This is a genomic window from Geodermatophilus bullaregiensis (assembly GCF_016907675.1).
Taxonomy (GTDB): domain Bacteria; phylum Actinomycetota; class Actinomycetes; order Mycobacteriales; family Geodermatophilaceae; genus Geodermatophilus; species Geodermatophilus bullaregiensis.
In genome coordinates this window covers 2682226-2705866 of sequence record NZ_JAFBCJ010000001.1, presented here as the reverse complement: position 1 = coordinate 2705866, position 23641 = coordinate 2682226, and the positions used below count along the sequence as shown (strand labels likewise).

30 protein-coding genes and 1 riboswitch are annotated in these 23641 nt (G+C 76.6%); of the genes, 13 read left to right on the top strand and 17 right to left on the bottom strand.

The annotated features are described in order from the left end of the window. Positions 1–8 precede the first annotated feature (8 nt). The 4 genes from JOD57_RS12780 to msrA form a co-directional block, all read right to left on the bottom strand. Entirely contained in the window at positions 9–1592 is a 1584-nt protein-coding gene (locus JOD57_RS12780; protein ID WP_204692366.1) for a methyl-accepting chemotaxis protein, read from the bottom strand. 130 nt (positions 1593–1722) lie between these two features. Further along, positions 1723–2814 carry a class I SAM-dependent methyltransferase gene (locus tag JOD57_RS12775; RefSeq protein WP_204692365.1) on the bottom strand — a complete coding sequence of 364 codons (1092 nt, stop codon included), beginning with the start codon at positions 2812–2814 and terminating at the stop codon, positions 1723–1725. A 47-nt stretch (positions 2815–2861) separates the two neighbouring features. After that, complete coding sequence (locus JOD57_RS12770) at positions 2862–3989, bottom strand: class I SAM-dependent methyltransferase (protein ID WP_204692364.1); 1128 nt, start codon at positions 3987–3989, stop codon at positions 2862–2864. A 75-nt stretch (positions 3990–4064) separates the two neighbouring features. Then, positions 4065–4721 (bottom strand): peptide-methionine (S)-S-oxide reductase MsrA, encoded by a 657-nt coding sequence (gene msrA / locus JOD57_RS12765; RefSeq protein ID WP_204692363.1) that lies wholly within the window; start codon positions 4719–4721, stop codon positions 4065–4067. Positions 4722–4820: 99 nt separating this feature from the next. Here msrA and JOD57_RS12760 point away from each other — a divergent pair, with 99 nt between their 5' ends. Genes JOD57_RS12760 through JOD57_RS12735 form a run of 6 tightly spaced genes read left to right on the top strand, consistent with a single transcriptional unit; the run spans position 4821 to position 8082 of the window. Beyond that, a complete protein-coding gene (locus JOD57_RS12760; protein WP_204692362.1) occupies positions 4821–5846 on the top strand; it encodes an NADP-dependent oxidoreductase in 1026 nt (341 codons plus the stop codon). A 43-nt stretch (positions 5847–5889) separates the two neighbouring features. Beyond that, positions 5890–6090 (top strand): hypothetical protein, encoded by a 201-nt coding sequence (locus JOD57_RS12755; RefSeq protein ID WP_204692361.1) that lies wholly within the window; start codon positions 5890–5892, stop codon positions 6088–6090. Between the two features lie 4 nt (positions 6091–6094). Further along, entirely contained in the window at positions 6095–6793 is a 699-nt protein-coding gene (locus JOD57_RS12750) for an alpha/beta fold hydrolase (protein WP_204692360.1), read from the top strand. A 54-nt stretch (positions 6794–6847) separates the two neighbouring features. Next, positions 6848–7249 (top strand): DUF1622 domain-containing protein, encoded by a 402-nt coding sequence (locus tag JOD57_RS12745; RefSeq protein ID WP_204692359.1) that lies wholly within the window; start codon positions 6848–6850, stop codon positions 7247–7249. Further along, a complete protein-coding gene (locus tag JOD57_RS12740; protein WP_204692358.1) occupies positions 7246–7554 on the top strand; it encodes a DUF1622 domain-containing protein in 309 nt (102 codons plus the stop codon). The genes JOD57_RS12745 and JOD57_RS12740 overlap by 4 nt, the downstream gene beginning before the upstream one ends. Beyond that, positions 7555–8082, top strand: a complete 528-nt coding sequence (locus JOD57_RS12735; RefSeq protein WP_204694828.1) for a hemerythrin domain-containing protein — start codon at positions 7555–7557, stop codon at positions 8080–8082. A 50-nt stretch (positions 8083–8132) separates the two neighbouring features. Here the strand turns inward: JOD57_RS12735 and JOD57_RS12730 are convergent, their stop codons facing one another. From JOD57_RS12730 to JOD57_RS12710, 5 genes are all read right to left on the bottom strand, one after another. Next, positions 8133–9155, bottom strand: coding sequence for a 1-aminocyclopropane-1-carboxylate deaminase (locus tag JOD57_RS12730; RefSeq protein ID WP_204692357.1), 1023 nt, complete (start codon positions 9153–9155; stop codon positions 8133–8135). Beyond that, positions 9139–9804 carry a GntR family transcriptional regulator gene (locus tag JOD57_RS12725; RefSeq protein ID WP_372440244.1) on the bottom strand — a complete coding sequence of 222 codons (666 nt, stop codon included), beginning with the start codon at positions 9802–9804 and terminating at the stop codon, positions 9139–9141. The genes JOD57_RS12730 and JOD57_RS12725 overlap by 17 nt, the downstream gene beginning before the upstream one ends. Positions 9805–9890: 86 nt before the next feature. Beyond that, entirely contained in the window at positions 9891–10313 is a 423-nt protein-coding gene (locus tag JOD57_RS12720) for a GNAT family N-acetyltransferase (RefSeq protein ID WP_204692355.1), read from the bottom strand. 25 nt (positions 10314–10338) lie between these two features. Then, positions 10339–11142 carry an SDR family NAD(P)-dependent oxidoreductase gene (locus JOD57_RS12715; RefSeq protein WP_204692354.1) on the bottom strand — a complete coding sequence of 268 codons (804 nt, stop codon included), beginning with the start codon at positions 11140–11142 and terminating at the stop codon, positions 10339–10341. 77 nt (positions 11143–11219) lie between these two features. Beyond that, positions 11220–11738 carry a VOC family protein gene (locus JOD57_RS12710; RefSeq protein ID WP_204692353.1) on the bottom strand — a complete coding sequence of 173 codons (519 nt, stop codon included), beginning with the start codon at positions 11736–11738 and terminating at the stop codon, positions 11220–11222. Between the two features lie 71 nt (positions 11739–11809). Between JOD57_RS12710 and JOD57_RS12705 the strand changes: the two genes are divergently transcribed. The 3 genes from JOD57_RS12705 (at position 11810) to JOD57_RS12695 (ending at position 14449) form a co-directional block, all read left to right on the top strand. After that, positions 11810–12307 (top strand): Mut7-C RNAse domain-containing protein, encoded by a 498-nt coding sequence (locus JOD57_RS12705; RefSeq protein WP_204692352.1) that lies wholly within the window; start codon positions 11810–11812, stop codon positions 12305–12307. Positions 12308–12363: 56 nt separating this feature from the next. After that, positions 12364–12987: a superoxide dismutase gene (locus JOD57_RS12700; RefSeq protein ID WP_204692351.1), complete on the top strand. Its 624-nt coding sequence runs from the start codon at positions 12364–12366 to the stop codon at positions 12985–12987. Between the two features lie 166 nt (positions 12988–13153). Beyond that, positions 13154–14449: an Nramp family divalent metal transporter gene (locus tag JOD57_RS12695; RefSeq protein ID WP_307824655.1), complete on the top strand. Its 1296-nt coding sequence runs from the start codon at positions 13154–13156 to the stop codon at positions 14447–14449. A gap of 22 nt (positions 14450–14471) precedes the next feature. Here JOD57_RS12695 and JOD57_RS12690 read toward each other — a convergent pair whose 3' ends face one another. Together JOD57_RS12690 and JOD57_RS12685 are read right to left on the bottom strand one after the other, a co-directional pair. Further along, entirely contained in the window at positions 14472–14642 is a 171-nt protein-coding gene (locus tag JOD57_RS12690; protein WP_204692350.1) for a hypothetical protein, read from the bottom strand. Positions 14643–14680: 38 nt separating this feature from the next. Further along, a complete protein-coding gene (locus tag JOD57_RS12685) occupies positions 14681–15643 on the bottom strand; it encodes an alpha/beta fold hydrolase (protein WP_307824654.1) in 963 nt (320 codons plus the stop codon). Positions 15644–15719: 76 nt separating this feature from the next. Between JOD57_RS12685 and JOD57_RS12680 the strand changes: the two genes are divergently transcribed. Then, complete coding sequence (locus JOD57_RS12680) at positions 15720–16328, top strand: TetR/AcrR family transcriptional regulator (protein WP_204692349.1); 609 nt, start codon at positions 15720–15722, stop codon at positions 16326–16328. Here the strand turns inward: JOD57_RS12680 and JOD57_RS12675 are convergent. Continuing rightward, on the bottom strand, positions 16325–16966 hold the full coding sequence (locus JOD57_RS12675; protein ID WP_307824653.1) for a class I SAM-dependent methyltransferase: 642 nt from the start codon (positions 16964–16966) through the stop codon (positions 16325–16327). The genes JOD57_RS12680 and JOD57_RS12675 overlap by 4 nt on opposite strands. A gap of 83 nt (positions 16967–17049) precedes the next feature. On the opposite strand from JOD57_RS12675, the gene JOD57_RS12670 reads away from it, so the two are divergent. Next, positions 17050–17448, top strand: a complete 399-nt coding sequence (locus JOD57_RS12670; RefSeq protein WP_204692348.1) for a PIN domain-containing protein — start codon at positions 17050–17052, stop codon at positions 17446–17448. A 45-nt stretch (positions 17449–17493) separates the two neighbouring features. Here the strand turns inward: JOD57_RS12670 and thiD are convergent, their stop codons facing one another. From thiD to JOD57_RS12645, 5 genes are all read right to left on the bottom strand, one after another. Next, a complete protein-coding gene (gene thiD / locus JOD57_RS12665) occupies positions 17494–18300 on the bottom strand; it encodes a bifunctional hydroxymethylpyrimidine kinase/phosphomethylpyrimidine kinase (protein WP_307824652.1) in 807 nt (268 codons plus the stop codon). 5 nt (positions 18301–18305) lie between these two features. After that, a complete protein-coding gene (gene thiE / locus JOD57_RS12660) occupies positions 18306–18941 on the bottom strand; it encodes a thiamine phosphate synthase (protein WP_204692346.1) in 636 nt (211 codons plus the stop codon). Beyond that, positions 18938–19708, bottom strand: coding sequence for a hydroxyethylthiazole kinase (thiM, locus tag JOD57_RS12655; RefSeq protein WP_239568425.1), 771 nt, complete (start codon positions 19706–19708; stop codon positions 18938–18940). Before thiM ends, thiE begins: the two co-directional genes overlap by 4 nt. An 8-nt stretch (positions 19709–19716) precedes the next feature. After that, positions 19717–19813: riboswitch (TPP riboswitch) on the bottom strand. Continuing rightward, positions 19806–20456 (bottom strand): TenA family protein, encoded by a 651-nt coding sequence (locus tag JOD57_RS12650; protein ID WP_204692344.1) that lies wholly within the window; start codon positions 20454–20456, stop codon positions 19806–19808. (Overlaps the previous riboswitch by 8 nt.) Beyond that, positions 20453–21043 (bottom strand): TenA family protein, encoded by a 591-nt coding sequence (locus tag JOD57_RS12645; RefSeq protein ID WP_204692343.1) that lies wholly within the window; start codon positions 21041–21043, stop codon positions 20453–20455. The genes JOD57_RS12650 and JOD57_RS12645 overlap by 4 nt, the downstream gene beginning before the upstream one ends. A 157-nt stretch (positions 21044–21200) precedes the next feature. On the opposite strand from JOD57_RS12645, the gene JOD57_RS12640 reads away from it, so the two are divergent. Then, positions 21201–22532: a purine-cytosine permease family protein gene (locus JOD57_RS12640; protein ID WP_204692342.1), complete on the top strand. Its 1332-nt coding sequence runs from the start codon at positions 21201–21203 to the stop codon at positions 22530–22532. Then, positions 22529–23641, top strand: a complete 1113-nt coding sequence (gene thiO / locus JOD57_RS12635; protein ID WP_204692341.1) for a glycine oxidase ThiO — start codon at positions 22529–22531, stop codon at positions 23639–23641. The genes JOD57_RS12640 and thiO overlap by 4 nt, the downstream gene beginning before the upstream one ends.

The window sequence follows — 23641 nt, the reverse complement described above, 5'->3', positions numbered from 1 at the left end:
ACTCGCCGTCAGTAGCGGAAGCGGCCCACCGACGAGCTCAGCACCGCGGCCGTGCGCGCCACCTCGTCCATCGCCGTCCGGGCGTCGGCCATCGCCTGCGTGGTGGTCCCCGCGGCGTCGGCCACGGCGCCGATGGTGCCTGCGATCTGCCCGGCCGACCTCGCCGCCTCGGCCACGTTGCGGTTCATCTCCGTCGTGGTCGCGGTCTGCTCCTCGACCGCGGCCGCGATGGTGCCCTGCGAGTCGTTGATCACGGCGATGATCTCCGTGATCTCGCCGATCGCCCGGACCGCGCTCTCGGTGTCGCCCTGGATGGCCTCGACCCGGGCGGTGATGTCCTGCGTCGCCCTGGCGGTCTCCTGGGCCAGCTCCTTGACCTCGTTGGCCACCACGGCGAAGCCCTTGCCGGCCTCCCCGGCGCGCGCCGCCTCGATGGTGGCGTTGAGGGCCAGCAGGTTGGTCTGCTCGGCGATCGCGGTGATCGCCTTGACCACGCTCGCGATCTCCCGCGAGGAGTCCCCCAGCTTGGCGACGGTCCCGGTCGTGGTGTCGGCGACGTGCACCGCCTGGCCGGCGACCCGGGCCACCTCGCTGGCGTTCTGGGCGATCTCGCGGATGGAGACGCCCATCTCCGCCGACCCCGCCGCGACCGTCTGCACGGTGACCGACACCTGCCCGGCCGCCTCGGCGACCACGCCGCTCTGCGCGGAGGAGGCGTCGGCCAGCCGGGTCATGTCCTGGGCGGTCACCGACAGCTCCTCGGTGGCCGAGGCCAGCGTCGCGGTGGTGTCGCCGATGGTGACGAGGACGGCGCGCACGTTGGCCATCGAGGTCTCCAGCGCCACCGCCATCCGGCCCACCTCGTCCCGGCTGCGGACGCCGGTCGACCCGCGCAGGTCCCCCTCGGCCAGGGCGGTCAGCACCGCGCCGACCCGGTGCAGCGGCCGCACCACCGAGCGGGTGACGACCCAGCCGAGCAGCCCGAGCAGCACCACGCCGGCCACGGCGACCGTGACGGCGAGGGCGGTCGCGGTCGCGCGCTGCGCGGTGGCGGCCTCCGCGGCGGCGGTCGCGTGCTCGCCGACGGCGGCACCCACCGACGGCAGCTGCTCCTCGAGGGCGCCGAAGGCCTGCGCGAACGCCGGGTAGGAGGCCTGGGCGGCGCGCAGGTCGCGCCCGGCGAGCGTCGCGATGCGCTGGGCCTCGGCGAGGTAGGTCGCCACCGCGGGCGTGACGTCGGTGACGGCGGCGTCGACGTCCGCGCCGAGGTCGTCGTCGACCACGGCGTCCAGGCTGTCGCGGAAGGTGGCCGCGTGGTCGGCCAGGTCGGCGACCGCCGCGGTGTGCTGCGGGCCGGTGCCGGACAGGAGCGCCTGCAGCACGTCGCCGCGGACGGCGTCGTGCATCATGTCGGCCTCCAGGGCGGCCGCGGTGGCGTGGGTGGTCGCCAGCAGCACGTCCGTGCGCTGCCCGGCCCCGGCCAGGGCCTGCAGGGTGACGACGGCGAAGACACCGAGGGCGAGGGCGCCCACGGCGACGAGGGCCGCGAGCTTCACACCGAGGGGGCGGTCGGACCAGAGGTTGCGCGCCATGCCGGCACTCCTGCGGGAGGGGTCGGCGCGCTCGGTGCACACCGTGGTCCCCTGTTCGGCAGCCGGCGGGGCCACTACAGCGCAACAGGGCCCGGGCGGGGTCCTTCCCGGTTCCGGTACGTGGTCCGGCTCACTCCCCGGTGCGCAGCCGGTAGAAGCGGAAGAAGTCGTTCTCGACGGGCAGGACGTCGATCCCGGCGAACCCCGCCTCGCGCGCGTACCGCTCAAGCGTGGCCGGCCGCATGACCGTCCCGGTGGCGGCCGAGGGACGAGCGGACCGCCCGTCGGGCAGGCAGCAGGTGAGGCTGTAGCCGTACATCAGCCGCTCGACGTCGTCACCCGGGGCGGTGAACTCCTCGGCGACGTTCTCGTCGACGACCAGGACGGTGCCGCCCGGGCGGACCATCGCCCGCATCGCGGCCAGCACGGCCACCGGGTCGGCCAGGTCGTGCACGCACTCGAACGCCGTCACCAGGTCGTAGCTCCCCCGCTCCCCCACGGCCGCGGCGTCCACGGTGCGGAACCGGACCCGGTCGGCCACGCCGGCCTGCTCGGCGTTGCGCCGCGCCTGCTCGACCGAGGGCTCGTCGACGTCGAGGCCGTCGACGTGCGCCCCCGGGAAGGCGCGCGCGATGCCGATGGAGGACCAGCCCATCCCGCAGCCCACGTCGGCGACCCGGCCGCCGTCCCCCAGCGCGGCGTCGACGTCGGGGAGGGCGCGCAGGTCCTCGGCCAGCGACCCGAGGAAGTACGGGCGGTTGGCGTCCCCCTGCGCCTCCCGCGCGTCGGGGCCCATCTCCGCCCAGCTCAGCCCCTCGCCGGTGCGGTAGACCTCGGTCAGCCGCGGCACGTTGCGCGCGAACGCCAGGGCCACCCGGGCGAACGGCGGCATGTAGGAGGGGTCGAGCTCGTCGACCAGCACGGCCCGGTACTCGCCGGGCAGGGTGTAGCGCCGCTCGTCGGGCGCGGCCCGGACGTCGTCGACGACGAGGACGCCGGCCACCGCCTGCTGCTCGAGCCACTCGCGGGCGTAGCGGGCGTCGCTCCCGGTCCGGCCGGCCAGCTCCGGCGCGGTGGACGGTGCGTCGGCGAGCGCGCGGTACCACCCCAGCTGCACGCCCAGGTGCACGGCGGCGAGCTCGAGGGTGGCGGTCACCCCGGCCAGCAGGCGCTCGGCGAGCGCGTCGGCGGTCCCGGCCGGTGGCACGTCGGTCGTCGTCATGCCCTCCGACCGTGGCCTGCACGGCTCGTCCCGACCAGGGCCCTTCGTCAGCGGGTCGAGACGGTGACGGTGAACCGCCGGTCGGCGGTGGCGACCCGGGTGGGCCCGACCAGCCGGCGCAGCGCCGCGCGGTGCGGCAGCCGGTTGTTGTAGACCGCCCACAGCTCGCCGCCGGGCCGCAGTACCCGGGCGGCCGCGGCGAACAGCCGGTCGGCCGCGGCCGTGACGACGGCGGCGCCCAGGTGGAACGGCGGGTTGCACACGACGAGGTCCACGCTGCCGTCGGCGACCCGCGACGCGGCGTCGTCCCGCTGCACCGCCACCCGGTCGAGGCCGGCACGGGCGAGCGTGGCCCGCGCCGAGGCGACCGCCGCGGCCGACTGGTCGGTGGCGGTGACGGCGAGCCCGGGCCGGGACCGGGCGAGGACGGCGGCCAGGACGCCGGTGCCGCAGCCGAGGTCGAGCGCCGTCCGGGCGTCCGGGGCGGCGCCGGGCAGCGCCGAGGCCAGCAGCCGGGTGCCGTCGTCGACCCGGGAGCCGGCGAAGGCCGCGCCGTGCGCGCAGACGTCGAGGCCGAGGTCCGCGTCGCGCCGGCAGCGGGGGAAGGTGGGCCGCACGTCCGGGCGCGGCCCGCGGGCGACCAGCACCCGGGACTTCTGCCGGGCCAGCGTCGCCGACACCCCATTGAACCCGGTGCGCAGGACGTCGTTCATGCCGAGGGTCATGTGCTTGACCCGCCCGCCGACCAGCAGCACGACGTCGGGGTCGGCCGCCGCCGCGACCAGCTCGGTGAGCTCGCGCAGGGCGTCGAGGCCCCGGGGCGCCTTGGCCAGGACGAGGCCGGCGCCGGCGAACAGGCCGGCGTCCAGCGGCAGCGAGCGGTGGGTGCCGGCCAGCCCGGTGCGCGCGGCGTTGGCGGCCAGCGCCTGCTCGCCGACCAGCAGGTCCTGGGACACGCGCACGCCGGTCGCCCCGGCCGCGACCGCGCCGAGGGTCAGCGCGCCGTACGCGTCGTCGACGACCACCAGCGTGCCGGGTCCGCCGGGCAGGTACGCAGCCGCCTCGTCGAGCAGCAGCCGGTCGGTGGCGTCCACCGCCACGAGGTCGGGCGCCTCGACGTCGGGCTCGCGCCGCAGCTGCGCGAACAGCTCCTCCGGCGTGCGGACGACGTCCATACCGACCCCCCAGGCAGAGGAAGCTCTCCCCACGTCCTGGGCGTCAGGACGTGGGGAGAGCTTCCTCTGCCTCGGTCAGGAGACGCCGGGCAGGCCCACCGGGCAGCTGACGCCGGTCGAGTGGATCGGGCAGTAGCCGTTCGGCACCTTGTACAGGTACTGCTGGTGGTAGTCCTCGGCGTAGAAGAACTCGCCGAGCGGGGCGATCTCGGTGGTGATCTCGCCGTAGCCGGCCGCCTTCAGCCGCTCCTGGTACTGGTCGCGGCTGGCGCGGGCGGCGGCCTCCTGCTCCGGGGTGCCGACGTAGACCGCCGAGCGGTACTGGGTGCCGACGTCGTTGCCCTGGCGCATGCCCTGGGTCGGGTCGTGGTCCTCCCAGAACACCTTCAGCAGCTGCTCGTAGCTGACGACGGCGGGGTCGTAGACGACGAGGACGACCTCGGTGTGGCCGGTCCGCGCCGAGCAGACCTCCTCGTAGGTCGGGTTGGGCGTGTGGCCGCCCGCGTAGCCGGCGGCGGTGGAGTAGACGCCCGGCACCTGCCAGAACACCTTCTCGACGCCCCAGAAGCAGCCCGCGCCGAAGACGGCGGTCTGCATCCCGTCGGGGAACGGCGGCTGGATGCGGTTGCCGTTGACCGCGTGGGTCTCCGGGACGAACGGCAGCGGGTCGGGGCGGCCCGGCAGCGCGTTCTCCGGCGTCACCGGCTGGGTCTTGTACCGGGAGAACAACATGCCCCGAGCGTAGGACCGGCGCGCCACCCGGCGGGCCGTCCTCGTCCCCGCGGCGGCAGGATCGCCCCACCACCCCACCCCAGCACCCAGGAGGCCCCCGTGCCCGTGTCCGCCCGCGAGTGGCACCTGGCCGCCCGACCCCACGGCGAGCCCACCCCCGAGGACTTCACGCTGGTCGAGGTCGAGCACCCCGACCCCGCCGAGGGCCAAGTGGTGGTGCGGGTGGTCGCCATGTCGGTCGACCCGTACATGCGCGGACGGATGCGCCTGGGCCCCTCCTACGCCGCGCCGTGGGAGGTCGGCGAGGTGATGAGGGGCGGCGCCGTCGGCCGGGTGGTCGACTCGCGCTCCGCCGACGTCCCCGTGGGCGCGCTGGTGCTCACCGACGCCGCCTGGCGCGACGTCGCCGTCCTCGACGCCCGCGAGGTCCGGCAGCTGCCGGCCACCGAGGACCTCCCGCTGACCTACTCCCTCGGCATCCTCGGGATGCCCGGACTGACCGCCTACGCCGGGCTGTTCCGGGTGGCCGCCTTCCGCGAGGGCGACGCCGTCTTCGTCTCCGGCGCGGCCGGCGCCGTGGGCAGCGCTGTCGGGCAGTTCGCGAGGCTGCGCGGTGCCTCCGCCGTCGTCGGGAGCGCGGGCAGCCCGGACAAGGTGGCCTGGCTGACCGGCGAGCTCGGCTTCACCGCCGCCTTCGACTACCACGACGGCCGGGTGAGGGACCTGCTCGCGCAGGCCGCGCCCGACGGCATCGACGTCTACTTCGACAACGTCGGCGGCGAGCACCTCGAGGCGGCACTGGGCGCGCTGCACGTGCACGGCCGGGCCGCGATCTGCGGTGCCATCTCCGCCTACAACGCCACCGCGTCGGTGCCCGGGCCGGCGAACTTCAGCTCCCTGATGATCGCCAAGCGGCTCGCGGTCACCGGCCTGCTCGTCTCCGACCACACCGACCTGCACGGCGAGTTCACCGAGACCGTCTCCGGGTGGATCCGCTCCGGTGAGCTGACGGTCCGGGAGACCGTCTACGAGGGCCTGGAGAACGCCGTCCCCGCCTTCCTCGACCTCCTGAAGGGGGCCAACACCGGCAAGATGGTCGTCCGCCTGGCGCCCGACCCGGACTGAGCCGGCCGGTTCGCCGGGCCGCGGACGGGGCAGTGCCGGGTCCATGTGGCTCTTCCTCACCCGCCGACTGCGCGTCTGGCTGATCGTGACCGTCCTGGTGCCGCTGGCCACCGGGCTGCTCCGGAGGGTGGGGCAGGCGCTGGAGCGCCGCCGCGGCCCGAACCCGGTGAGCCGGGCGCTGCTGCAGGCCGGTGACCTGGGCGACCGGGCCCGCGCCCGGCTGCGCGGCGGCCGCCGTCGCTGACCGCGTGACCACCGCCGCCCGGACGCCGGCCCTCGACCACACCCCCGCGACCGCCCCCACCCGGGCGGTCGCGGTCTTCGCGCACGGCGGCACCGTCGCCAGCGTCGAGCCCCCGCGCGAGCGGGCCCTGTCGCTGGTCCGGATGCGGGCCATCCAGGAGGCGGTCTCGCGGGCCGCGGCCGCCCGGGGCGTGGAGACCTACCTGGTGCGCTACCGGGTGGCCGGCTGGAACGGGGTCGCCGCCGACGCGCACGCCGACGTCCGCTGGGCGCTGGACCGGGTGCGCGAGCGGCACGGCGACGTCCCGGTGGTGCTGGTCGGGCACTCGATGGGCGGCCGGGCGGTGCTGCGGGCCGGGGACGACCCCTCGGTCGCCGCCGTCTGCGGGCTGGCGCCGTGGACGCCGCCGGGCGAGCCGGTCGGCCACCTGCGCGGGCGCACCGTCGTGCTCGCCCACGGCCGCGGCGACCGCTGGGTGCCGGCACGGCTGTCGGCGGACTTCGCCGTCCGCGCGCACCAGGCCGGCGCGCGCATCGCCCGGTTCACCCTGCCCGGGGGGCACGGGATGCTGCGGCGGGTCGGCGCCTGGCACGCGCTGGTGCGCGACGTCGTCCTGACCGGGGCGGGCCTGGCGCGGCAGCGCGCCGACGTCCGGGCCGCCCTGGACGCGCCGCCACCCGAGGGCCTCGACGTCCCGCTCTGAGCCGGTCGTGAGCCCCGTCGTGAGCCCGGTGCGTCCCGGGGTGGGGCGCGGACCGTGGAGGAGCTGCTCGCCGAGGTCGTCGGCGTCCTGGTCACCGTCGTCGAGGCCTGCGGTGCCGCGGTCATCCTCGTCGGCGCGGTGTGGGCCTTCGCCCGGTTCGTCTGGGTGGGCGTGCGCGGCGGCGGGTCGCGCGCGTTCGTGCCGGTGCGGCTGACGCTGGGCCGGTTCCTGGCGCTCGGGCTGGAGTTCCAGCTGGCCAGCGACGTGCTGCGGACGGCGGTGGCGCCGAGCTTCCGCGAGCTGGGCCAGCTGGCCGCGGTCGCGGCGATCCGGACGGCGCTGAACTACTTCCTCTCCAGGGAGATCGCGGAGGAGCGGCGGCAGGTGGCCGAGGAGGAGGCCGGGCGGGCGGCGCCCGACCCCGCGGCACCGGGCGCGCCCGGGCGGACCGTGTGACCGGCCTCGGGACCCTGCCCGGCGTCCTGGCACCGGGTGTCACCGCGCTGGCGCTGGTCGCCGGGGTGGTCGCGCTCGCCGCCACCCGGCGCCCGGCAGTGGCGCTCGGCGTGCTGCTCGACCTGCTGCTCGCCGCCGGGCTGCTGCGGCTGGCCGCCGAGCCGACGTGGACCTCGCTGGCCACCGCGGCCGCGGTCGTGCTGCTGCGGCGGCTGATCGGCGCCGGTCTGCGCGCCGGCGGTCGGGCGCTCTCGGCGGCGTCCGTTGCCCGGCCGGCCCGCGACCGCTGGCGTCCCGCCGCGTGACTGCCGGGTCGGCCTCGCGCCACGCACGGATCGGTTCCCCGGCCGGACGGTGAACCGCGCGACGGGCGACCGCCCGGCCGCACTCGGCGACGAGCTCGAGCGGATCCACGACTCGTTGCGCGCCGGGCTGCGCGCGCTGCAGGCGGCCGCGGCGACCGGCGCTCCCCCGACGCCCGCCGCCGGCTGCCCGCCCACTGCCTGGCCTTCTGCGCCGCGCTCGCGCGGCACCACACCGGCGAGGACACCGGGGCCTTCCCCGCCCTGGCCGGGCGGTTCCCGGAGCTGGCACCGGTCCTGGAGATGAGGGCCGAGGACCACGTCCGGATCGCCGGGATCCTCGCCCGGGTGGAGGAGCTCGCCGGCGGGCTGGCCGTCGAGGGCACCTCGCCCCGGCTGGCCGGGGAGCTGGACGGGCTCGCCGCGATCGTCGAGTCGCACTTCTCGTTCGAGGGGCGGCGCATCCGCGCGGCACTCGACCGGTTGCCGGGCACGGCCGACCTCCTGGGCCCGTCGGGTGGGACCCCGTAGCGCTGCCGCCCCCTGGTCCGCCACCCGCGGGCGAGAGGCCGACCCGGCGGTCAGCTGAACAGCGCGCTGTAGCCGTTGAGCGCGGGCTGGCCGCCGAGGTGGGCGTAGAGCACGGTCGAGGACGGGTCGATCTCGCGCCGCCCGACCAGGTCGATCGTCGCGGCCATCGACTTCCCCTCGTACACGGGGTCGGTGACCATGCCCTCGGTGCGGGCGGCGGTCTCCATCGCGCGGATCGTCGCCTCGTCGGGGATGCCGTAGACCCCGCCGTGGAAGCGCTCGTCGAGCTCGACGTCGTCGAGGGTCAGCTCGCGCTGCACGCCGATCGCCCGCGCCGTCCGCCGGGCGATGCGCAGCACCTGGTCGCGGGTCTCGGCGGGCCGGGCGCTCGCGTCGATGCCGAGCACCCGCCGCGGCCGGCCGCCCTGCTCCTCCAGCAGCGCGAACCCGGCGACCATCCCGGCCTGCGTGGACCCGGTGACCGAGCAGACGACGACGGTGTCGAAGAAGACGCCCAGCCCGGCCTCCTGCTGCGCCACCTCCAGCGCCCAGTTCGCGAAGCCGTGACCGCCGAGCGGGTGGTCGCTGGCACCGGCCGGGATGGCGTACGGCTTGCCCCCGCGCGTCTCGATCTCGGCGAGCGCGGTCTCCCAGCTCTCCTTGAACCCGATGCCGAACCCGGCCTTCACCAGCCGCACGTCGGCCCCGGCCAGGCGCGAGACGAGGATGTTGCCGACCTTGTCGTAGACGGCGTCGGGCCAGTCCACCCAGCTCTCCTGCACCAGGACGCACGACAGGCCGACGTGCGCGGCGACGGCGGCCACCTGGCGGGTGTGGTTGCTCTGCACCCCGCCGATCGAGACGAGGGTGTCGCAGCCCTGCGCCAGCGCCTCGGCGACCAGGTACTCGAGCTTGCGGGTCTTGTTGCCGCCGTAGGCGATGCCGGAGTTGCAGTCCTCCCGCTTGGCCCAGACCTCGGCCCCGCCCAGGTGCGCGGTCAGCCGGTCCAGCCGGTGCACCGGGGAGGGCCCGAACAGCAGCGGGGTTCGGGGGAAGTCAGCGAGGCTCGTCATCGGTCTCCTCCAGCTCGGACAGCAGCGCCGTCCAGATCTCGGTGGTCGTGGCGACGGCGGCGGCGACGTCCCCGGCCGCACAGGCGGCGATCAGGCGGTCGTGCAGGACGACGGACTCCCGGCCGTGCGCCGCGGCGAAGCGGGCGCGCTCCAGCCGGCGGATCGACGGCGTGAGGCGGTCGACGGTCGCGGTGAGCGCGGCGTTGCCGGCGCGGGCCAGGAGGACGGCGTGCAGGTCGTCGTCGGCGGCCAGCGCCGCGTCGACGTCCCCCGCGGCGACCGCGGCGGCGAACCGCTCGTTGGCCGCGCGCATGGCCGTGACGTCGTCGCCGGTGGTCGCGGGCGCGCCCTCGCGCGCGGCCAGCTCGTGCATCGCCCGGACGACGGCGGCGGCGTCGCGCACCTGCCGGGGCCGCAGCGGCGTGACCCGGGTGTGGCTCTGCGGCTTGGCCTCGACCAGCCCCTCGTCGACCAGCCGGGCCAGCGCGGCGCGCACCGGCGCCACCGACAGGCCGAGCCGGGCGGCCAGGTCGGCGTCCTTGACCACGGCCCCGGGTTCCAGGTCCCCGGCGACGATCGCCGCGCGGATCCGGGCCAGCGCCTGGTCGCGCAGCAGCACCCGGCCGACGGGGACGAGCGACGCGGGCACGACTGACATCTCAGATGTCAGATGTGCTGCCGTCAACCCCTCCGGTGCCGGCTGCTGAGGTCGGGGACGTCGCCGGCCGGCCGGGCCTACAGCAGCTCGTCGCGCTCGTCGCCGTCGCCGTAGCGGTGCGAGCGGCGCAGCCGGCCCTCCAGCGTGAGGCCGGCCGTGGCCGCCACCCGTCCCGACGCCGGGTCGTCGACGGCGGGCACCGCCCGGTAGCCCACCTCCGCGTTGCCCTGGGCGACGTCGATGGCGTGCAGCGACACCGAGCCGAGCAGCTCGCCCGTCGCGGTGCCGACGACGGCCCACGTGGCCCGGGTGCCGCTGCTCCACCCGGCGCGGCGGGCCACCCAGACCTCGGCGTCCTCGCGGGTGCGGACGCGGCCGGGGTTGCTCCACAGGTCGGTGGCCGGGTCGGTCAGCGCCGCGCGGACGTCGTCGGCGTCACCGGCCCGCCAGGGACGCAGCAGCAACGGCCCGGCGGGCACCTCGACGGGGAGCGGCTCCACGCCGGGCACGGTGCCCGGCGGCGGCTCAGCTCTCCCCGGAGCCGGGCTCGGCCATCTTCCGGTTGAGCTTGGCGGCCACGTTGCCCGGCGTGAGCGCGGACAGCCGGCCCATCGCCTTGCTGGCCAGCGACCCGGCGAACACCGACGCCTCGCCCTTCATCAGCCCCTCGTAGCCCTGGCGGGCCACCTGCGCCGGGTCGTCCTTGTGCTCGGAGGCGCCGAGCCGGGTGTCGGTGAGGTCGCCGCGGTCGAAGAACTCGGTGTCCGTGGGCCCGGGCAGCAGCGCGGTGACGCTGACGCCGCGGTCGGAGAGCTCCTCGCGCAGCGACAGGGCGAGGTGCTGCACGAACGCCTTGCTCGCGCCGTACACGGCCTGGAACGGCTGCGGCGCCTGCGAGGCCACCGACGAGGTGAACAGGATCCGGCCCTCGCCCTCGGCGGCCATGTCCTGGGCCACCCTCTTGGCGAGGTGCACCGTCGAGCCGCAGTTGAGCGCCACGATGCCCAGCTCGGCGTCCAGGTCGGTGTCGGTGAACGCCCCGCCGACGCCGACCCCGGCGTTGAGGGCCGCGGCGGCCAGCGGCCGGCCCGACGCGCGGACGGCGGCCACCAGCAGCTCGCGGTCCTCGTACCGCGTCAGGTCACCGCGCACCGGCGAGACGGCGGCGCCCATCCCGCGCAGCTGCTCGGCCGCGGCGTCGAGCTCGGCGTCCTCCGCGGCGACCACCAGGTCGAAGCCGTGCTCGGCGAACTGCTTGGCCAGCTCGAGGCCGATGCCGCTGGAGGCACCGGTCACGAGGGCGAGGGGACGGGCGGTAGGCAGGGTCACGGAGGCTCCCGGGATCGTGCGGACGGTCCCGCGCTCCATGCCCAGGCGACCGCCGTCCGACCCGTCGCGGGGGGCCGTCAGGCCGGGAGCGGCACCGAGACGCCGATCCCGCCACGGGTCTGCGCTCCGTAGCGCGCGATCTCGGCGTCGAGGTCCAGCGGGCGGGTGGTCGTCCCCCGGGCCTCGACCTCCGGCGTCACCAGGTCGGCCGGGAGCAGCCAGGAGACCTCGAACTCCAGGCCGTCGGGGTCCTGCGCGTACAGGGCCTTGGTGGTGGCGTGGTCGGAGGCGCCGCCCAGCGCACCGGCGGCGACCAGCGCGTCGCGCACCCGCGCCAGCTCGGCGAGCGTGTCGACCTCCCACGCCAGGTGGTACAGGCCCACGGTGCGCCGGCCGGCCTCGGAGGCGCCGGCGTCCGGACCGACGGCGAACAGGCCCAGGTCGTGGTCGTTGGTCGAGCCCTCGGCCTGCAGGAACACCGCGCGGCCGGGGACCTCCGCCCGGATGCGGAAGCCGAGGACGTCACGGTAGAAGGCGAGGCTGCGCTCGACGTCGCGGACGTAGAGGACGGCGTGGTTGAGGCGCTGGACGGGCACGGGGAGCTCCTGTTCGGACGGTCGGTGGGCACCTCCGCGGAGGGGCACGCCTCCAGTGTGCCTCTAGATAGATGAACCTTCAAGTATCCCGGCGGGGTCGCCGGGAACCGCACCGCCTGTCCGCGGGAGGGGTCGTCGTCACCGTCGACGACGCGCTGCGCCCGCTGCTGCCGGCCCGCGACCGCGCCGCCGGGCGGCGGGTGCTGCCGGCCGACCCCGGCACGACCGTCGGCCACCTGGTGCAGGCCGCCGGCGTCCCGCTGAACGAGGCGGGGGAGCTGCCGGTCGACGGTCCCCCGCTGGCCCCGCTCACCCGCTGCCCGGCGTGCAACGGGCAGCGCGCCGCCGTCGACGCCGCCGCGGTGGCCGACCGGCTCGAGCCCGGCACCCGGCGCACCGCCACGGTCTTCTCCCGCTGCGCCCGGTGCGGGCGGGTCTACTGGCGCGGCGCGCACGCCCGCCGGATCGACGCCCTCGTCGCCCGGGCCCGCGCCCTCACCGGCCGAGGTGCCGTCGTGGCGCCGGAGGCACCTCTGGCCCGCGGGGGCCACGGGTCGGCCCGGGCGTGACACCCGTCGCGGGCAGGACGACGGGCGTCACAGCCGGCCCCGACGGAGGGAACCCCATGCCCGAGTACGTGCTCCCCGACCTGCCCTACGACTACGGGGCACTGGAGCCGCACATCTCCGGCGAGATCATGCAGCTGCACCACGACAAGCACCACCAGACCTACGTGACCGGGGCCAACACGGCGCTGGAGAAGCTCGCCGAGGCGCGGGAGAACGACGGGCTGGCGACGGCGAACCTGCACGAGAAGAACCTGGCGTTCAACCTGGCCGGGCACGTCAACCACTCGGTGTTCTGGCCGAACATGAGCCCGGACGGCGGCGACCGCCCCGACGGCGAGCTGGCCGCGGCGATCGACGACCAGTTCGGCTCGTTCGAGGCCTTCCGGGCGCACTTCACCGCCGTCGCCGGCGGGGTGCAGGGGTCGGGCTGGTCGATCCTCGCCTGGGACTCGGTGGGCCAGAAGCTGCTCATCTGCCAGCTCTACGACCACCAGGGCAACCTCGCCGTCGGCCTGGTGCCGCTGCTGATGCTCGACATGTGGGAGCACGCGTTCTACCTGCAGTACCGCAACGTGAAGAACGACTACGTCACGGCCTGGTGGAACGTCGTCAACTGGGCCGACGTCACCCGGCGCTTCACCACGGCGCGCACGGCCACCCAGGGCCTGATCGTCGCCTGAGCGCTCCCCCGGGGTCGCGGCCGGCCCGGTCGCGACCCCGGGGGCGACTCGTCAGGGAAGCCTCACCTCGGCCCCCGCGGGCCACGCCCTGGCCCGACCGTGACACCGCCGGCGGGCAGACCCCACAGCGACCGCTCCCGCACCGCCCTCCCCCTGCGAGGCCCCCGTGTACCTGTCGAAGACCGAGGCCGCCGTCCTGCCGACGACGCTGGTCGGCACCCCCCGCCCGTCGCCGGCACCGGCCGGACGGCGCCGCGTCTGGCCCCTGCTCGGCCCGGCCTTCGTCGCCGCCGTCGCCTACGTCGACCCCGGCAACTTCGCCACCAACTTCTCCGGGGGCGCCTCCTTCGGCTACACGCTGCTGTGGGTGATCGTCGCGGCGAACCTCATGGCGATGCTCATCCAGAGCCTCACCGCCAAGCTCGGCCTGGCCACCGGCCGCGACCTGGCCACGCTGTGCCGCGAGAAGCTGCCGCGGCCGGTCACCTGGGGGCTGTGGGTGCAGGCCGAGGCGGTCGCCATCGCCACCGACCTGGCCGAGATCGTCGGCGGCGCGGTCGCGCTCAACCTGCTGTTCGGGGTGCCACTGCCGATCGGCGGGCTGATCACCGCCGTCGTCGCGTTCGTGCTGCTGGGGGCGCAGTCGCGCGGGCACCGGCCCTTCGAGCGGGTCATCACCGGGCTGCTGCTGGTCATCGGGCTGGGCTTCGGCTACACGCTGATCGGCTCCGGCGTCGACCTCGGCGGCGTGGCCGGCGGCATGGTCCCGACCTTCGACGGTCCGGAGAGCCTGGTGCTGGCCACCGGCATCCTCGGCGCCACCGTCATGCCGCACGTCATCTACGTGCACTCCGCGCTCACCCCCGGCCGCTACGGCGACGTCGTCACCGCCGGGCGCACGCAGGAGGGACGGCGGCGGCTGCTGCGCGCCCAGCGCCTCGACGTCCTGCTGGCCATGGGCCTGGCCGGCCTGGTCAACGCCGCCATGCTGGTCATCGCCGCGCAGCTGTTCACCGGCAGCGCCGAGGAGGCGACCTCCCTGGAGGGCGTGCACGCCGGCCTCGGCGACCAGCTCGGCACCGGCGCCGCGCTCGCCTTCGCGCTCGCCCTGCTGGCCAGCGGGTTCGCCTCGTCCTCGGTGGGCACCCACGCCGGTCAGGTCGTGATGGCCGGCTTCCTCAAGCGGCACATCCCGGTGCTGACCCGCCGGCTGATCACCCTGGCCCCCGCGCTGGCCGTGCTGGTCCTCGGCGGCGACCCGACGACGGCGCTGGTCTGGTCGCAGGTGGTGCTCAGCTTCGGTATCCCGTTCGCGCTGGTGCCGCTGCTGTGGCTGACCAGCCGCCGCGACCTCATGGGCGGCTGGGTCAACCGGAGGGTCACCACCGCGGTCGGCGCGGTCGTCGCCGCGCTGATCATCGGCCTCAACGCCCACCTGCTGCTCGGCTTCGTCACCGGCTGAGGCCGGCGCCGGCGCCGGGACGTCAGGCCGGTTCCGGGACGCCGCCCGGGTCCCCGCCGGGGTCGTCGGGTGTCGGCTCGATCGGCGGGGGCGGCAGGGGCTCCGGTGCGTCCGGGAGCAGCTCGCCCGGGTCGTCCGGCACCGGCTCGGTCGGATCGATGATCGGTTCCGGCTCGGGGATCGGCGCCACCATGGGGGGAGTCAACCAGCGCCGCGCGCTGAGCACGAGCGTCACCGGGACGGCCCGCACGACGCGCCCCGGCTCCCCGCGGCCTCGCCGTCCGGGTGCCCGGGCCGTGCGGCTGCCCGGTCGGCGGTGGCGCGGACGTCGTCGGCCAGCCGCGGCCACAGCGCGCGGGGCAGCTCGTGGCCCATCCCCGGGTGGACGACGAGCCGCGCGCCCGGCACCGCGGCCGCCGTCGCCTCGCCGCCCTCGGGCCGGATCACGACGTCGCTGTCGCCGTGGACGACGAGCGTCGGCACCCGGACGGCGGCCAGCTCCGGGCGCAGGTCGCGGGCCACGCGCTCGGCGGCACCCTGCCGCTTGGCGCCCGGGCCGGTGAGCCCCTGGTCGTCGCGGGCCATGGCCACCCGCAGCACGGCCAGGTGGTCCTCGCGGTCGGCGGGGTGGCCGGGCGAGCCGGTGACCTCCTGCATCGCCACCATGAAGTCGGCCATCGCCTCGGGCGTCGTCGGCCGGCCGTGCTCCTTCGCGAGCGCCCTGGCCCTCCGCACCAGGGCGAGAGTGGTCCGCGCGCGCATCCGGCCGATCCGCGGCGCGGGCGTGGACATGACCGACGTCAGCGACAGCACGCGGTCGGGGTGCTCGACGGCGAGCAGCTGGGCGATCATCCCGCCGAGCGAGGCGCCGACGACGTGCGCGGCCGACCAGCCGACGGCGTCCATCACCGCGACCGCGTCACCGGCCATGTCCGAGAGCGTGTAGGCGGCCGGCACCCGGGACCACGCGTGCCTCGGCACCGGGCCGTCGAGGTGGGTGGACAGGCCGACGTCGCGGTTGTCGAACCGGACGACGCGGAACCCGCACGCGGTGAGCTCGGCGCAGAAGCCGTCGGGCCAGCCGACCATCTGGGCGCCCAGGCCCATGACCAGCAGGAGCGGCTCGCCGCCGGGCTCGCCGAGCACCTCGTAGGCGATGTCGAGCCGGCCCGAGCGGGCGGTCAGGATGGCCACGGCTGCCTCCAGGAGATCGTTGAGGATACAGTCGTACCACAACGGGTGCAGGTGTACCCGGACGGACGGAGGTGTCGTGCCCCGTCGGGTCGACCACGACGAGCGGCGGCGGGAGCTGACCGCCGCCCTCCTGCGCATCGCGAGCACCCGCGGGCTGCCGGCGGTGTCGATGCGCGAGGTCGCCGCCGAGGCCGGGGTGTCGCTGCGGGTGGTGCAGTACTACTTCACCGACAAGGCCACGCTCATGGCCTCCGGGATCGCCGAGCTGGCGGCGCGGCTGGACCGCCGCGTGCGCGAGCGCGCCGCCGCCCTCGGCACCGGACTCCCGCCGCGGACGGTCCTCGAGGTCGTCCTCGGCGCGATCCTGCCCACGGACGACGACAGCCGCGCCGACCAGCTCGCCTGGACCGCCTACTACGCCGCCGGCCTCACCGACCCCGCCGACGCCGTCGACGGCCGGTACGCCCCCGACGCGCTGGAGCGGTGGCTGACCGGCGTCGTCGCCCGCGCCGTCGACAGCGGCGAGGTGCCCGCCGACGCCGACCCCCGCATCGAGGTGGTCAGCCTGCTGGCGCTGACGAACGGGCTGGTCGGCAGCGTGCTCGGGCAGCAGCGCACGGTGGACGACGCCCTCGCCGTCGTCCGGTACCGCCTCGACCGGCTGTTCGGGGCGACGGCCGACTAGCCCCCCGCCACCGCCACGCCCAGCACGTGCGGGCTCGCGGGCACCCGGACGGCGAGCTCCGGGAAGTCGAAGCGCCGCACCCGCTGCACGGCGAAACCGGCGCGCTCGACGTCGCCGAGCGGGTCGGTGGCGGTGTGGCACCCACCGGCGAGCAGCGGCCAGAGCGTCGCGTCGGCGATCCGCTGGACGACGCGCAGCCGGCGGTCCTCGGCGATGGTGTGCTCCAGGAAGCGCAGCTCACCGCCCGGCCGGAGCACCCGCCGCAGCTCGCCGAGCGCCGCGGCCCGGCCGCGGACGCTGCACAGGACCAGGCAGAGGACCGCGACGTCGGCCGACCCGCTCTCCACCGGCAGCTGCTCGGCCGTGCCGGCGCGCACCTCGACCGCGACGCGGGCCTCCCGTGCGGCCTGCCCGGCCGCGGCCCGCAGCCCCGGCTCGGGCTCGACGGCGACCACGCGGGTCACCGTCTCCGGGTAGTGACCGAAGTTCAGCCCGTTGCCGCACCCGACCTCCACGACTCCCCCGCGCGCGCCGGCGAGCAGCTCGCGGCGGAGGCCGGCCATCCCGGCCTCCTCCATCCGCGGGCTGAGCCGCCGGTAGCAACGGCTGAAGAGCGGGCGCGGCAGGTCGGTGACCACGCGGGCACCGTCCCGGGGGACGGCGGACGGCGTCAAGCCGGCCGGAAGCCGGACGAGCTCGCGGGCGAGACGCTCGCCGATCCGTGACGTCGGGACTGCTCGACACGTCGGTGTTCATCGCCCGGGAGACGGCCAGGCCACTGGGGCGGCTGCCCGACCGCGTGGCGGTGTCCGTCGTGACGATCGGCGAGCTGGAGCTGGGTGTCCTCGCCGCGCCCGACGAGACGACCCTGGCCCGACGGGCCGACACCCTCGCGCTGGCACGGGAGTCCGACCCGGTCCCCGTCAGTGAAGCCGTCACGAGTGCCTGGGCGCGGCTGGTCGTCGACTGTCGCCGCGCGGGCGTCCACCGCACGGTCAGGCTCACCGACGCGCTGATCGCCGCCGCCGCCGTCGTGCACGGGCTGCCGGTCGTGACGCAGGACGAGGCCTTCGACCGGATCGCCACGGCCCACTCCCCGCTCCGCGTCCTCAGGGTCTGACCGCCGCCACGCAGCAGTCCACGTCACGGTCACCCCGTGGCGGCGTCACGCGGGCCAGATGCCGGCGAAGTGGTGCACGGGGCCGTGGCCGGAGCCGATGCCGAGCGACTCCCCGGCCAGCAACGCCCGCTGGAGGTAGTCCCGCGCCTGCTCGACCACCGGCTCCCACTCCCCCGGCCCGCCGACCCCGCGGGCCGCCAGCGCCGCGATCGCCGACGACAGCGTGCAGCCGGTGCCGTGCGTCGCGGTGGTGTCCACCCGCGGCCGCCGGGTGACGACGACGCCGCCGGCGGTGGCCAGCACGTCGACGCTCTCGGCGCCGCCCAGGTGCCCGCCCTTGAGCAGCACCGCGCCCGGCCCGAGCTCCAGCAGCGCCCGCGCCTGGCCGGGCAGCTCGTCCACCGTGGTCGCCGGCGCCACGTCGAGCAGCGCGGCGGCCTCGGGCACGTTCGGCGTCACCAGGTCGGTGACGGGCAGCAGGTCGGTGCGGACGGCGGCGATCGCGGCGTCGTCGACGAGCCGGTCGCCGCTGGTGGCCACCATGACCGGGTCGCAGACCACCGGCCCGGCGGCACGGCCGGCCAGCGCGGCGGCGACCTCGCGGACGACGTCGGCGGTGCCGAGCATCCCGGTCTTGGTCGCGTGCACGGGGACGTCGTCGAGCAGGGTGGCGATCTGGTCGCGCACGAACGCCGCCGGCACCGGGTGCACGCCGGTGACGCCCCGGGTGTTCTGCGCGGTCAGCGCGGTGAGGACGGCGGTGCCGTAGGCGCCCAGCGCGCTGAAGGTCTTGAGGTCGGCCTGGATCCCGGCGCCGCCGCTGGGGTCGCTGCCGGCCACGGTCAGGGCCACCGCGGTCACCGGACCCCCCGCAGGGCCCGGGCCGCGGCGGCGGGGTCGTCGGCTGCGCAGATCGCCGACACCACGCAGATGCCGTCCACACCGGTCACCTGTCCGGCCCGCGCGGCGTCGATGCCGCCGATCGCCACCGACCGCAGCCCGCCGGCCGCCGCCTCCGCCGCCAGCGCCGCGACGCCCTCCGGCCCCAGCCCGGTCCCGGCGTCGGGCTTCGTCGGCGTCGTCCACACCGGCCCGATGCCGACGACGTCGACCGTGCCCGGCGGCAGCGCCAGCGCGACCGCCAGCTCGTCGCGGGAGCCGGCCGACAGGCCGAGCAGCCGGTCGGGGCCGATCAGCGCGCGGACCTCGGCCGGCGGCAGGTCGTCCTGGCCCACGTGCACACCGTCGGCACCGGCCAGCAGCGCGACGTCGACGGCGTCGTTGACGAACAGCGCCACGCCCGTCCCGGCCAGGACCGCCCTCACCGCCAGGGTCAGCGCGTACAGCTCCCGCCGCGACGCCGTCTTGTCCCGCACCTGCACCGCGGTCACCCCGCCGGCCACGGCCGCGCGGACGACGTCGGGCACGGTGCGCGGCGCCGACAGCGCGGTGTCGGTGACCAGGTAGAGCGTCGGGTCGAGGGCGGGCCTCACGCGGTCACCTGTGCGGTGGAGAGGTCCCGGATCCCGTCCAGCGCGTCGAGCCACAGCGGGGCGAAGGTCCCCGGCCCGGGTCCGGCAGCGGCCGCGGCCTCGGCCGCCAGCGCGACGTGCGCGTGCGCGGCGACCGCGCCGGTCAGCGGGTCGCCGGTGGCGGCGACGTAGGCGGCCACCAGCGCACCGAGCGCGCAGCCGGCGCCCGTGGTGCGGGTGAGCAGCACCGAGCCGCCGCCGATCCGCACGGTGCGGGTGCCGTCGGTGACGACGTCCACCTCGCCGCTGACCGCGACCACCCCGCCGGTGCGCCCGGCCAGCGCGACGGCGGCCTCCAGCGCGTCGTCGGCCGTCGCAGTGGAGTCCACCCCACGCCCGCCGGACCCGGCGCCGGCCAGCGCCAGCACCTCGCTCGCGTTGCCGCGGACCACGGCCGGCCGCGACCGGAGCAGCTCGGCGGCCAGCTCGGTGCGGAAGGCCAGCCCGCCGACGGCGACCGGGTCGAGCACCCAGGGCGTCCCGGCCGCCGACGCCGAACGGGCGGCCAGCCGCATGGCCTCGGCGGTCCGCTGGTTGACGGTGCCGACGTTGACCAGCACCGCCGAGGCGACGGCGGCGAAGCCCTCGGCCTCCCGCGGCTCGTCCACCATCGCCGGCGCGGCGCCGACGGCGAGCAGCGCGTTCGCGGTGAGCGTCTGCACGACCGTGTTGGTCAGGCAGTGCACGAGCGGGGCGGCGCTGCTCAGCGCCGATCGGGCAGCGGTCAACGCACCGGCATCCATCGCCGTGACATCCCTTCGCCAGCATGACCTGGACAGGTTCGACGGGTGTGTTCTCAGCCCGCCGGACGGCGGACACCCCGAGTCACTGCCTGCCGACGCTACCCCCAGGCCCCGGGGCCGCCGGCTCCCAGGCGGCGGTGAAGAAGCCGAGCTCCAGTTCCATCGCCCGCCGGTAGGCCCGCCGCACGCCGGGGGTGCCGGCAGCGAGCCGGTCGAGCAGTGCCTCCAGCGTGGCGGCCAGCTCCTCGAACCCCGGGTCGGCGTAGGTGTCCACCCACTCGCGGTACGGCCCTGTCGCACGGGGGACCAGCGCCTTGCCGAGGTGCGCGTAGAGCCGCATGCACGGCGTCATCGCGGCGCAGACCTCGCCGGCGTCACCCAGCGCCGCGGTGGCGAGGAGGAACTCCGTGTACGCGAGCGTCGCCGGGGACGGGGTCACGGCGGTCAGGTCGATCCCCCACCGGGCGGCGTAGCCGTCGTGCAGCCGCAGCTCCTCGCGCCCCCCGGCCAGCAGGTCGGCGAAGGCCTCCAGCGTCGCGCGGTCGCGGCTGTGCGCCACCCCGAGCGCGTAGGCACGGGCGAAGGCCTCGAGGAAGAACGCGTCCTGGGCGACGTAGCCGGCGAACCGCTCGCGCGGCAGCGTGCCGTCGGCGATGCCGGTGACGAACGGGTGCGCGAGGGCAGCGGCGGCCAGGTCGGCGCTGCCCACCCACAGCTCCGCGGAGAGGGTCATGCGTCCAGCGCCGTCTGCCAGAAGTCCGTCTCCGCGGCGACCACCTCGAGGAACACGGCGTCGTCGGCTCCCCCGGCCGCGTCGGCGGCCGCCTCGAGCCCGGCCACGTAGGAGGCGAACTCCGGCACCGTCCAGTGCTCGACGAACTCGCGGTACCCCGGGGCGCCGGGCCGCGCGGCCGACCACGCGTCGAGGTAGGTCCGCTCGATCGTCCACAGCGCCGTCAGGGCGGTCGCCGGGTCGGCGGCGTCCAGCCGCTCCAGCACGGCCGCGTACGCGACGGTGGCCGGCAGCCGGCCGGCGGCCGGGTCCAGGCCGCGGGCGGCCGCCTGCTCGGCGAACCAGGCCAGCTCCTCGACGAGCGCGACGCACCCGCCGGCCAGCACCGCCGACGCCGACCGGGGGGCGCGGGCCAGCAGCCGGGCCTGGAAGCGCAGCAGGTCGGCGACGAAGTGCGCGTCCTGCACCAGCCAGGTGTCGAAGGCCCCGGCGGGCAGCGTGCCGTCGCGGACGGCGTCGAGGAACGGGGAGGCGGTGGCGCCCCGCCAGGCCTCGGCGTGGCGGGACAGCAGCTCGGCGACCGGCACGGCGGGCGACCCTACGCGCGGACTGCGGCGGCCCGCCCGCCGTGCGTAGGGTGGGGACGCCATGTGCGGGAGCTCGGGGCAACCGGGCTGAGAGGGCGGCTGAGCGCGCCGCCGACCGCTGGAACCTGACCGGGTAATGCCGGCGTAGGGAGCGGTCGTGAGCACGTCGGGCACCGTCCGGACCAGCACCTCGGGGGACGCACCCCTCACCCTCGACCAGGCACCCGCCCGCACGCTGGGCCTCGGCGAGTCCCTCGGCCTGTGGGCCAACCTCGGCGTCAGCGTGCTGCTGCCGGTGGCCGCGGTGTTCGTGGTCCTGCCCGGGCGGCCGCTGTGGGTGACCGTCGCCGCGGTCGTCGTCGGCGCGGTCGTCGGCGCGACGCTGCTCGGGCTGGTCGCCGCGGCCGGCGCGCGGGAGAGCGTCCCGGGGATGGTGCTGCTGCGCGGGCTGCTCGGCCGGCGCACCTCCTGGCTGCCGACGGCGTTCAACCTCGTGCAGTGCGTCGGCTGGGCGACCTTCGAGATCGTGGTCATCGCCGAGGCCGCCGCCCGCGTGCTCGACGCGCCGCGCTGGCCGTTCGTCGTCGCCGCCGGGGTGCTGGCCACCGCGATGGCGCTGCGCCCGCTCGGCGTCGTCCGGGTGCTGGCGCGCTACGCGGTGTGGGCCGCGCTGGCCGCCGTCGTCTACCTGTTCGTCGGCGTGCTCCGCGAGCCGCTGCCGCCGATCGAGGGCGGCGGGGCGACGTCGTTCTGGACGGCGACCGACATCGTCATCGCGCTGCCGGTCTCCTGGCTGCCGCTGGCCGCCGACTACACCCGCCACGCCCGCAGCGCCCGCGCCGCCGGCGTCGGCTCGGCGGTCGGCTACGGCCTGGCGACCGTGGTCATGTTCGTGCTGGGGGTGCTCGCACTGGCCGCCTACGGCGCCGCCGGGTTCGACGTCATCGACGCGCTGCTCGCCGTCCCGCTCGGCGCGGTGGCGGTGCTCGTGCTGGTGTCCGTCGAGCTCGACGAGGCCTTCGCCAACCTCTACTCGACGGCGGTGTCCGCGCAGAACGTCGTCGCCCGGCTCGACCGGCGGGTGCTCGCGGTGGCCGTCGGCGCGCTGGCCACGCTGCTGGCGCTGAGCTTCGACATCGCCGCCTACGAGCCGTTCCTCTTCCTCATCGGCGCGGTCTTCGTGCCGCTGGCCGGCGTGCTGATCGCGACCTACTGGAGCACCCCGCGCGGGCGCTGGGACACCTCCGACACCGCCCCGGCCCGCCCGCTGCTGCTGCTGCCCTGGGCGGCCGGGTTCGTCGCCTACCAGCTCACCCTGCCCACCTACTTCCCCGGCCCGGGTGCGGGCTGGACGGCGTGGTGGACGGCGCGGCAGGCCGACCTCGGCATCGACCCGGCCAACGGCTGGTCGGCCTCGCTCGTCGGGCTGGCCGTCGCCGTCGTCCTCACCCTGCCGGTGGTGCTGCGCGGTCGGTGGGCGGTCCGGTGACCGACGTCGCCGTCGCCGGGGGCGGGCTGATCGGGCTGGCCGTCGCCTGGCAGGCCGCCCGCCGCGGGCTGTCGGTGACCGTCGTCGACGACGCCCCGGGCACCGGCGCCTCGGCCGCCGCGGCCGGGATGCTCGCGCCGGTGACCGAGGCCGGCTACCGCGAGGAGCCGCTGCTGCGCCTGGGCCTGGCCTCGCTGGCGCGCTGGCCGGCCTTCGCCGCCGAGCTCGAGGCCGCCGCGGGCCGGCCGGTCGGGCTGCGCACCGTGGGCACGCTGGTGGTCGGCTTCGACGACGACGACGTCCGCCAGCTCGACGCGCTGCACGCCTTCCAGCTCGAGCTGGGCCTGGCCGCCGAGCGGCTGACCCCGCGGGCCGCCCGCCGCCGCGAGCCGTCGCTGACCCCGCGGGTGCGCGGCGGGCTGCTGGTGTCCGGCGACCACTCCGTCGACGGCCGCGCCGTCCACGCCGCCCTGCTCGCCGCCGCGGAGGCGACCGGGGTGGAGCTGGTGCGCGACCGGGTGGCGGAGCTGGCCGTCGACGGCGGCCGGGCGGCGGGGCTGCGGCTGGCCGGCGGGCGCACGGTCGCGGCGGGCAGCGTCGTCCTGGCGCTCGGCGCCCGCAGCGGGCAGCTGCCCGGCGTCCCGCCGCTGCCGGTGCGGCCGGTCAAGGGACAGATCCTGCGGCTGGCCGGGGCCGACGGGCTGCTCGACGGCACGGTGCGGGCGCTGGTCCGCGGCCGGCAGGTGTACCTCGTGCCCTACGGCGGGGACCGGCTGGTCGTCGGCGCCACCACCGAGGACCGCGGCTTCGACCCCACCGTCACCGCCGGCGGCGTGCACGACCTGCTGCACGACGCGATCGACGTCGTCCCGGGGATCACCGAGCTGGAGCTGGTCGAGACGCTGGCCCGCTGGCGGCCCGGGACGCCGGACAACGCGCCGCTGCTGGGCCCCTCGTCGCTGCCCGGGCTGGTGCTGGCCACCGGCCACCACCGCAACGGGGTGCTGCTCACCCCGGTGACCGCCGAGGCGGTGGCCGGCCTGCTGGCCGGCGGCGCGCTGCCCGAGGTGGCCACCCCGTTCTCCGCCGACCGGTTCCGGAGGGACTGA

Bases quoted from the DNA above. Each gene is read 5' to 3' on its own strand.
- JOD57_RS12730 (WP_204692357.1), bottom strand. From the start codon at position 9,155: ATGACGAGCCTCGCTGACTTCCCCCGAACCCCGCTGCTGTTCGGGCCC.
- JOD57_RS12755 (WP_204692361.1), top strand. From the start codon at position 5,890: ATGTGGCTCTTCCTCACCCGCCGACTGCGCGTCTGGCTGATCGTGACC.
- JOD57_RS12780 (WP_204692366.1), bottom strand. From the start codon at position 1,592: ATGGCGCGCAACCTCTGGTCCGACCGCCCCCTCGGTGTGAAGCTCGCG.
- JOD57_RS12700 (WP_204692351.1), top strand. From the start codon at position 12,364: ATGCCCGAGTACGTGCTCCCCGACCTGCCCTACGACTACGGGGCACTG.
- JOD57_RS12705 (WP_204692352.1), top strand. From the start codon at position 11,810: ATGAACCTTCAAGTATCCCGGCGGGGTCGCCGGGAACCGCACCGCCTG.
- JOD57_RS12650 (WP_204692344.1), bottom strand. From the start codon at position 20,456: ATGACCCTCTCCGCGGAGCTGTGGGTGGGCAGCGCCGACCTGGCCGCC.
- JOD57_RS12690 (WP_204692350.1), bottom strand. From the start codon at position 14,642: ATGGTGGCGCCGATCCCCGAGCCGGAACCGATCATCGATCCGACCGAG.
- msrA (WP_204692363.1), bottom strand. From the start codon at position 4,721: ATGTTGTTCTCCCGGTACAAGACCCAGCCGGTGACGCCGGAGAACGCG.
- JOD57_RS12770 (WP_204692364.1), bottom strand. From the start codon at position 3,989: ATGGACGTCGTCCGCACGCCGGAGGAGCTGTTCGCGCAGCTGCGGCGC.
- JOD57_RS12775 (WP_204692365.1), bottom strand. From the start codon at position 2,814: ATGACGACGACCGACGTGCCACCGGCCGGGACCGCCGACGCGCTCGCC.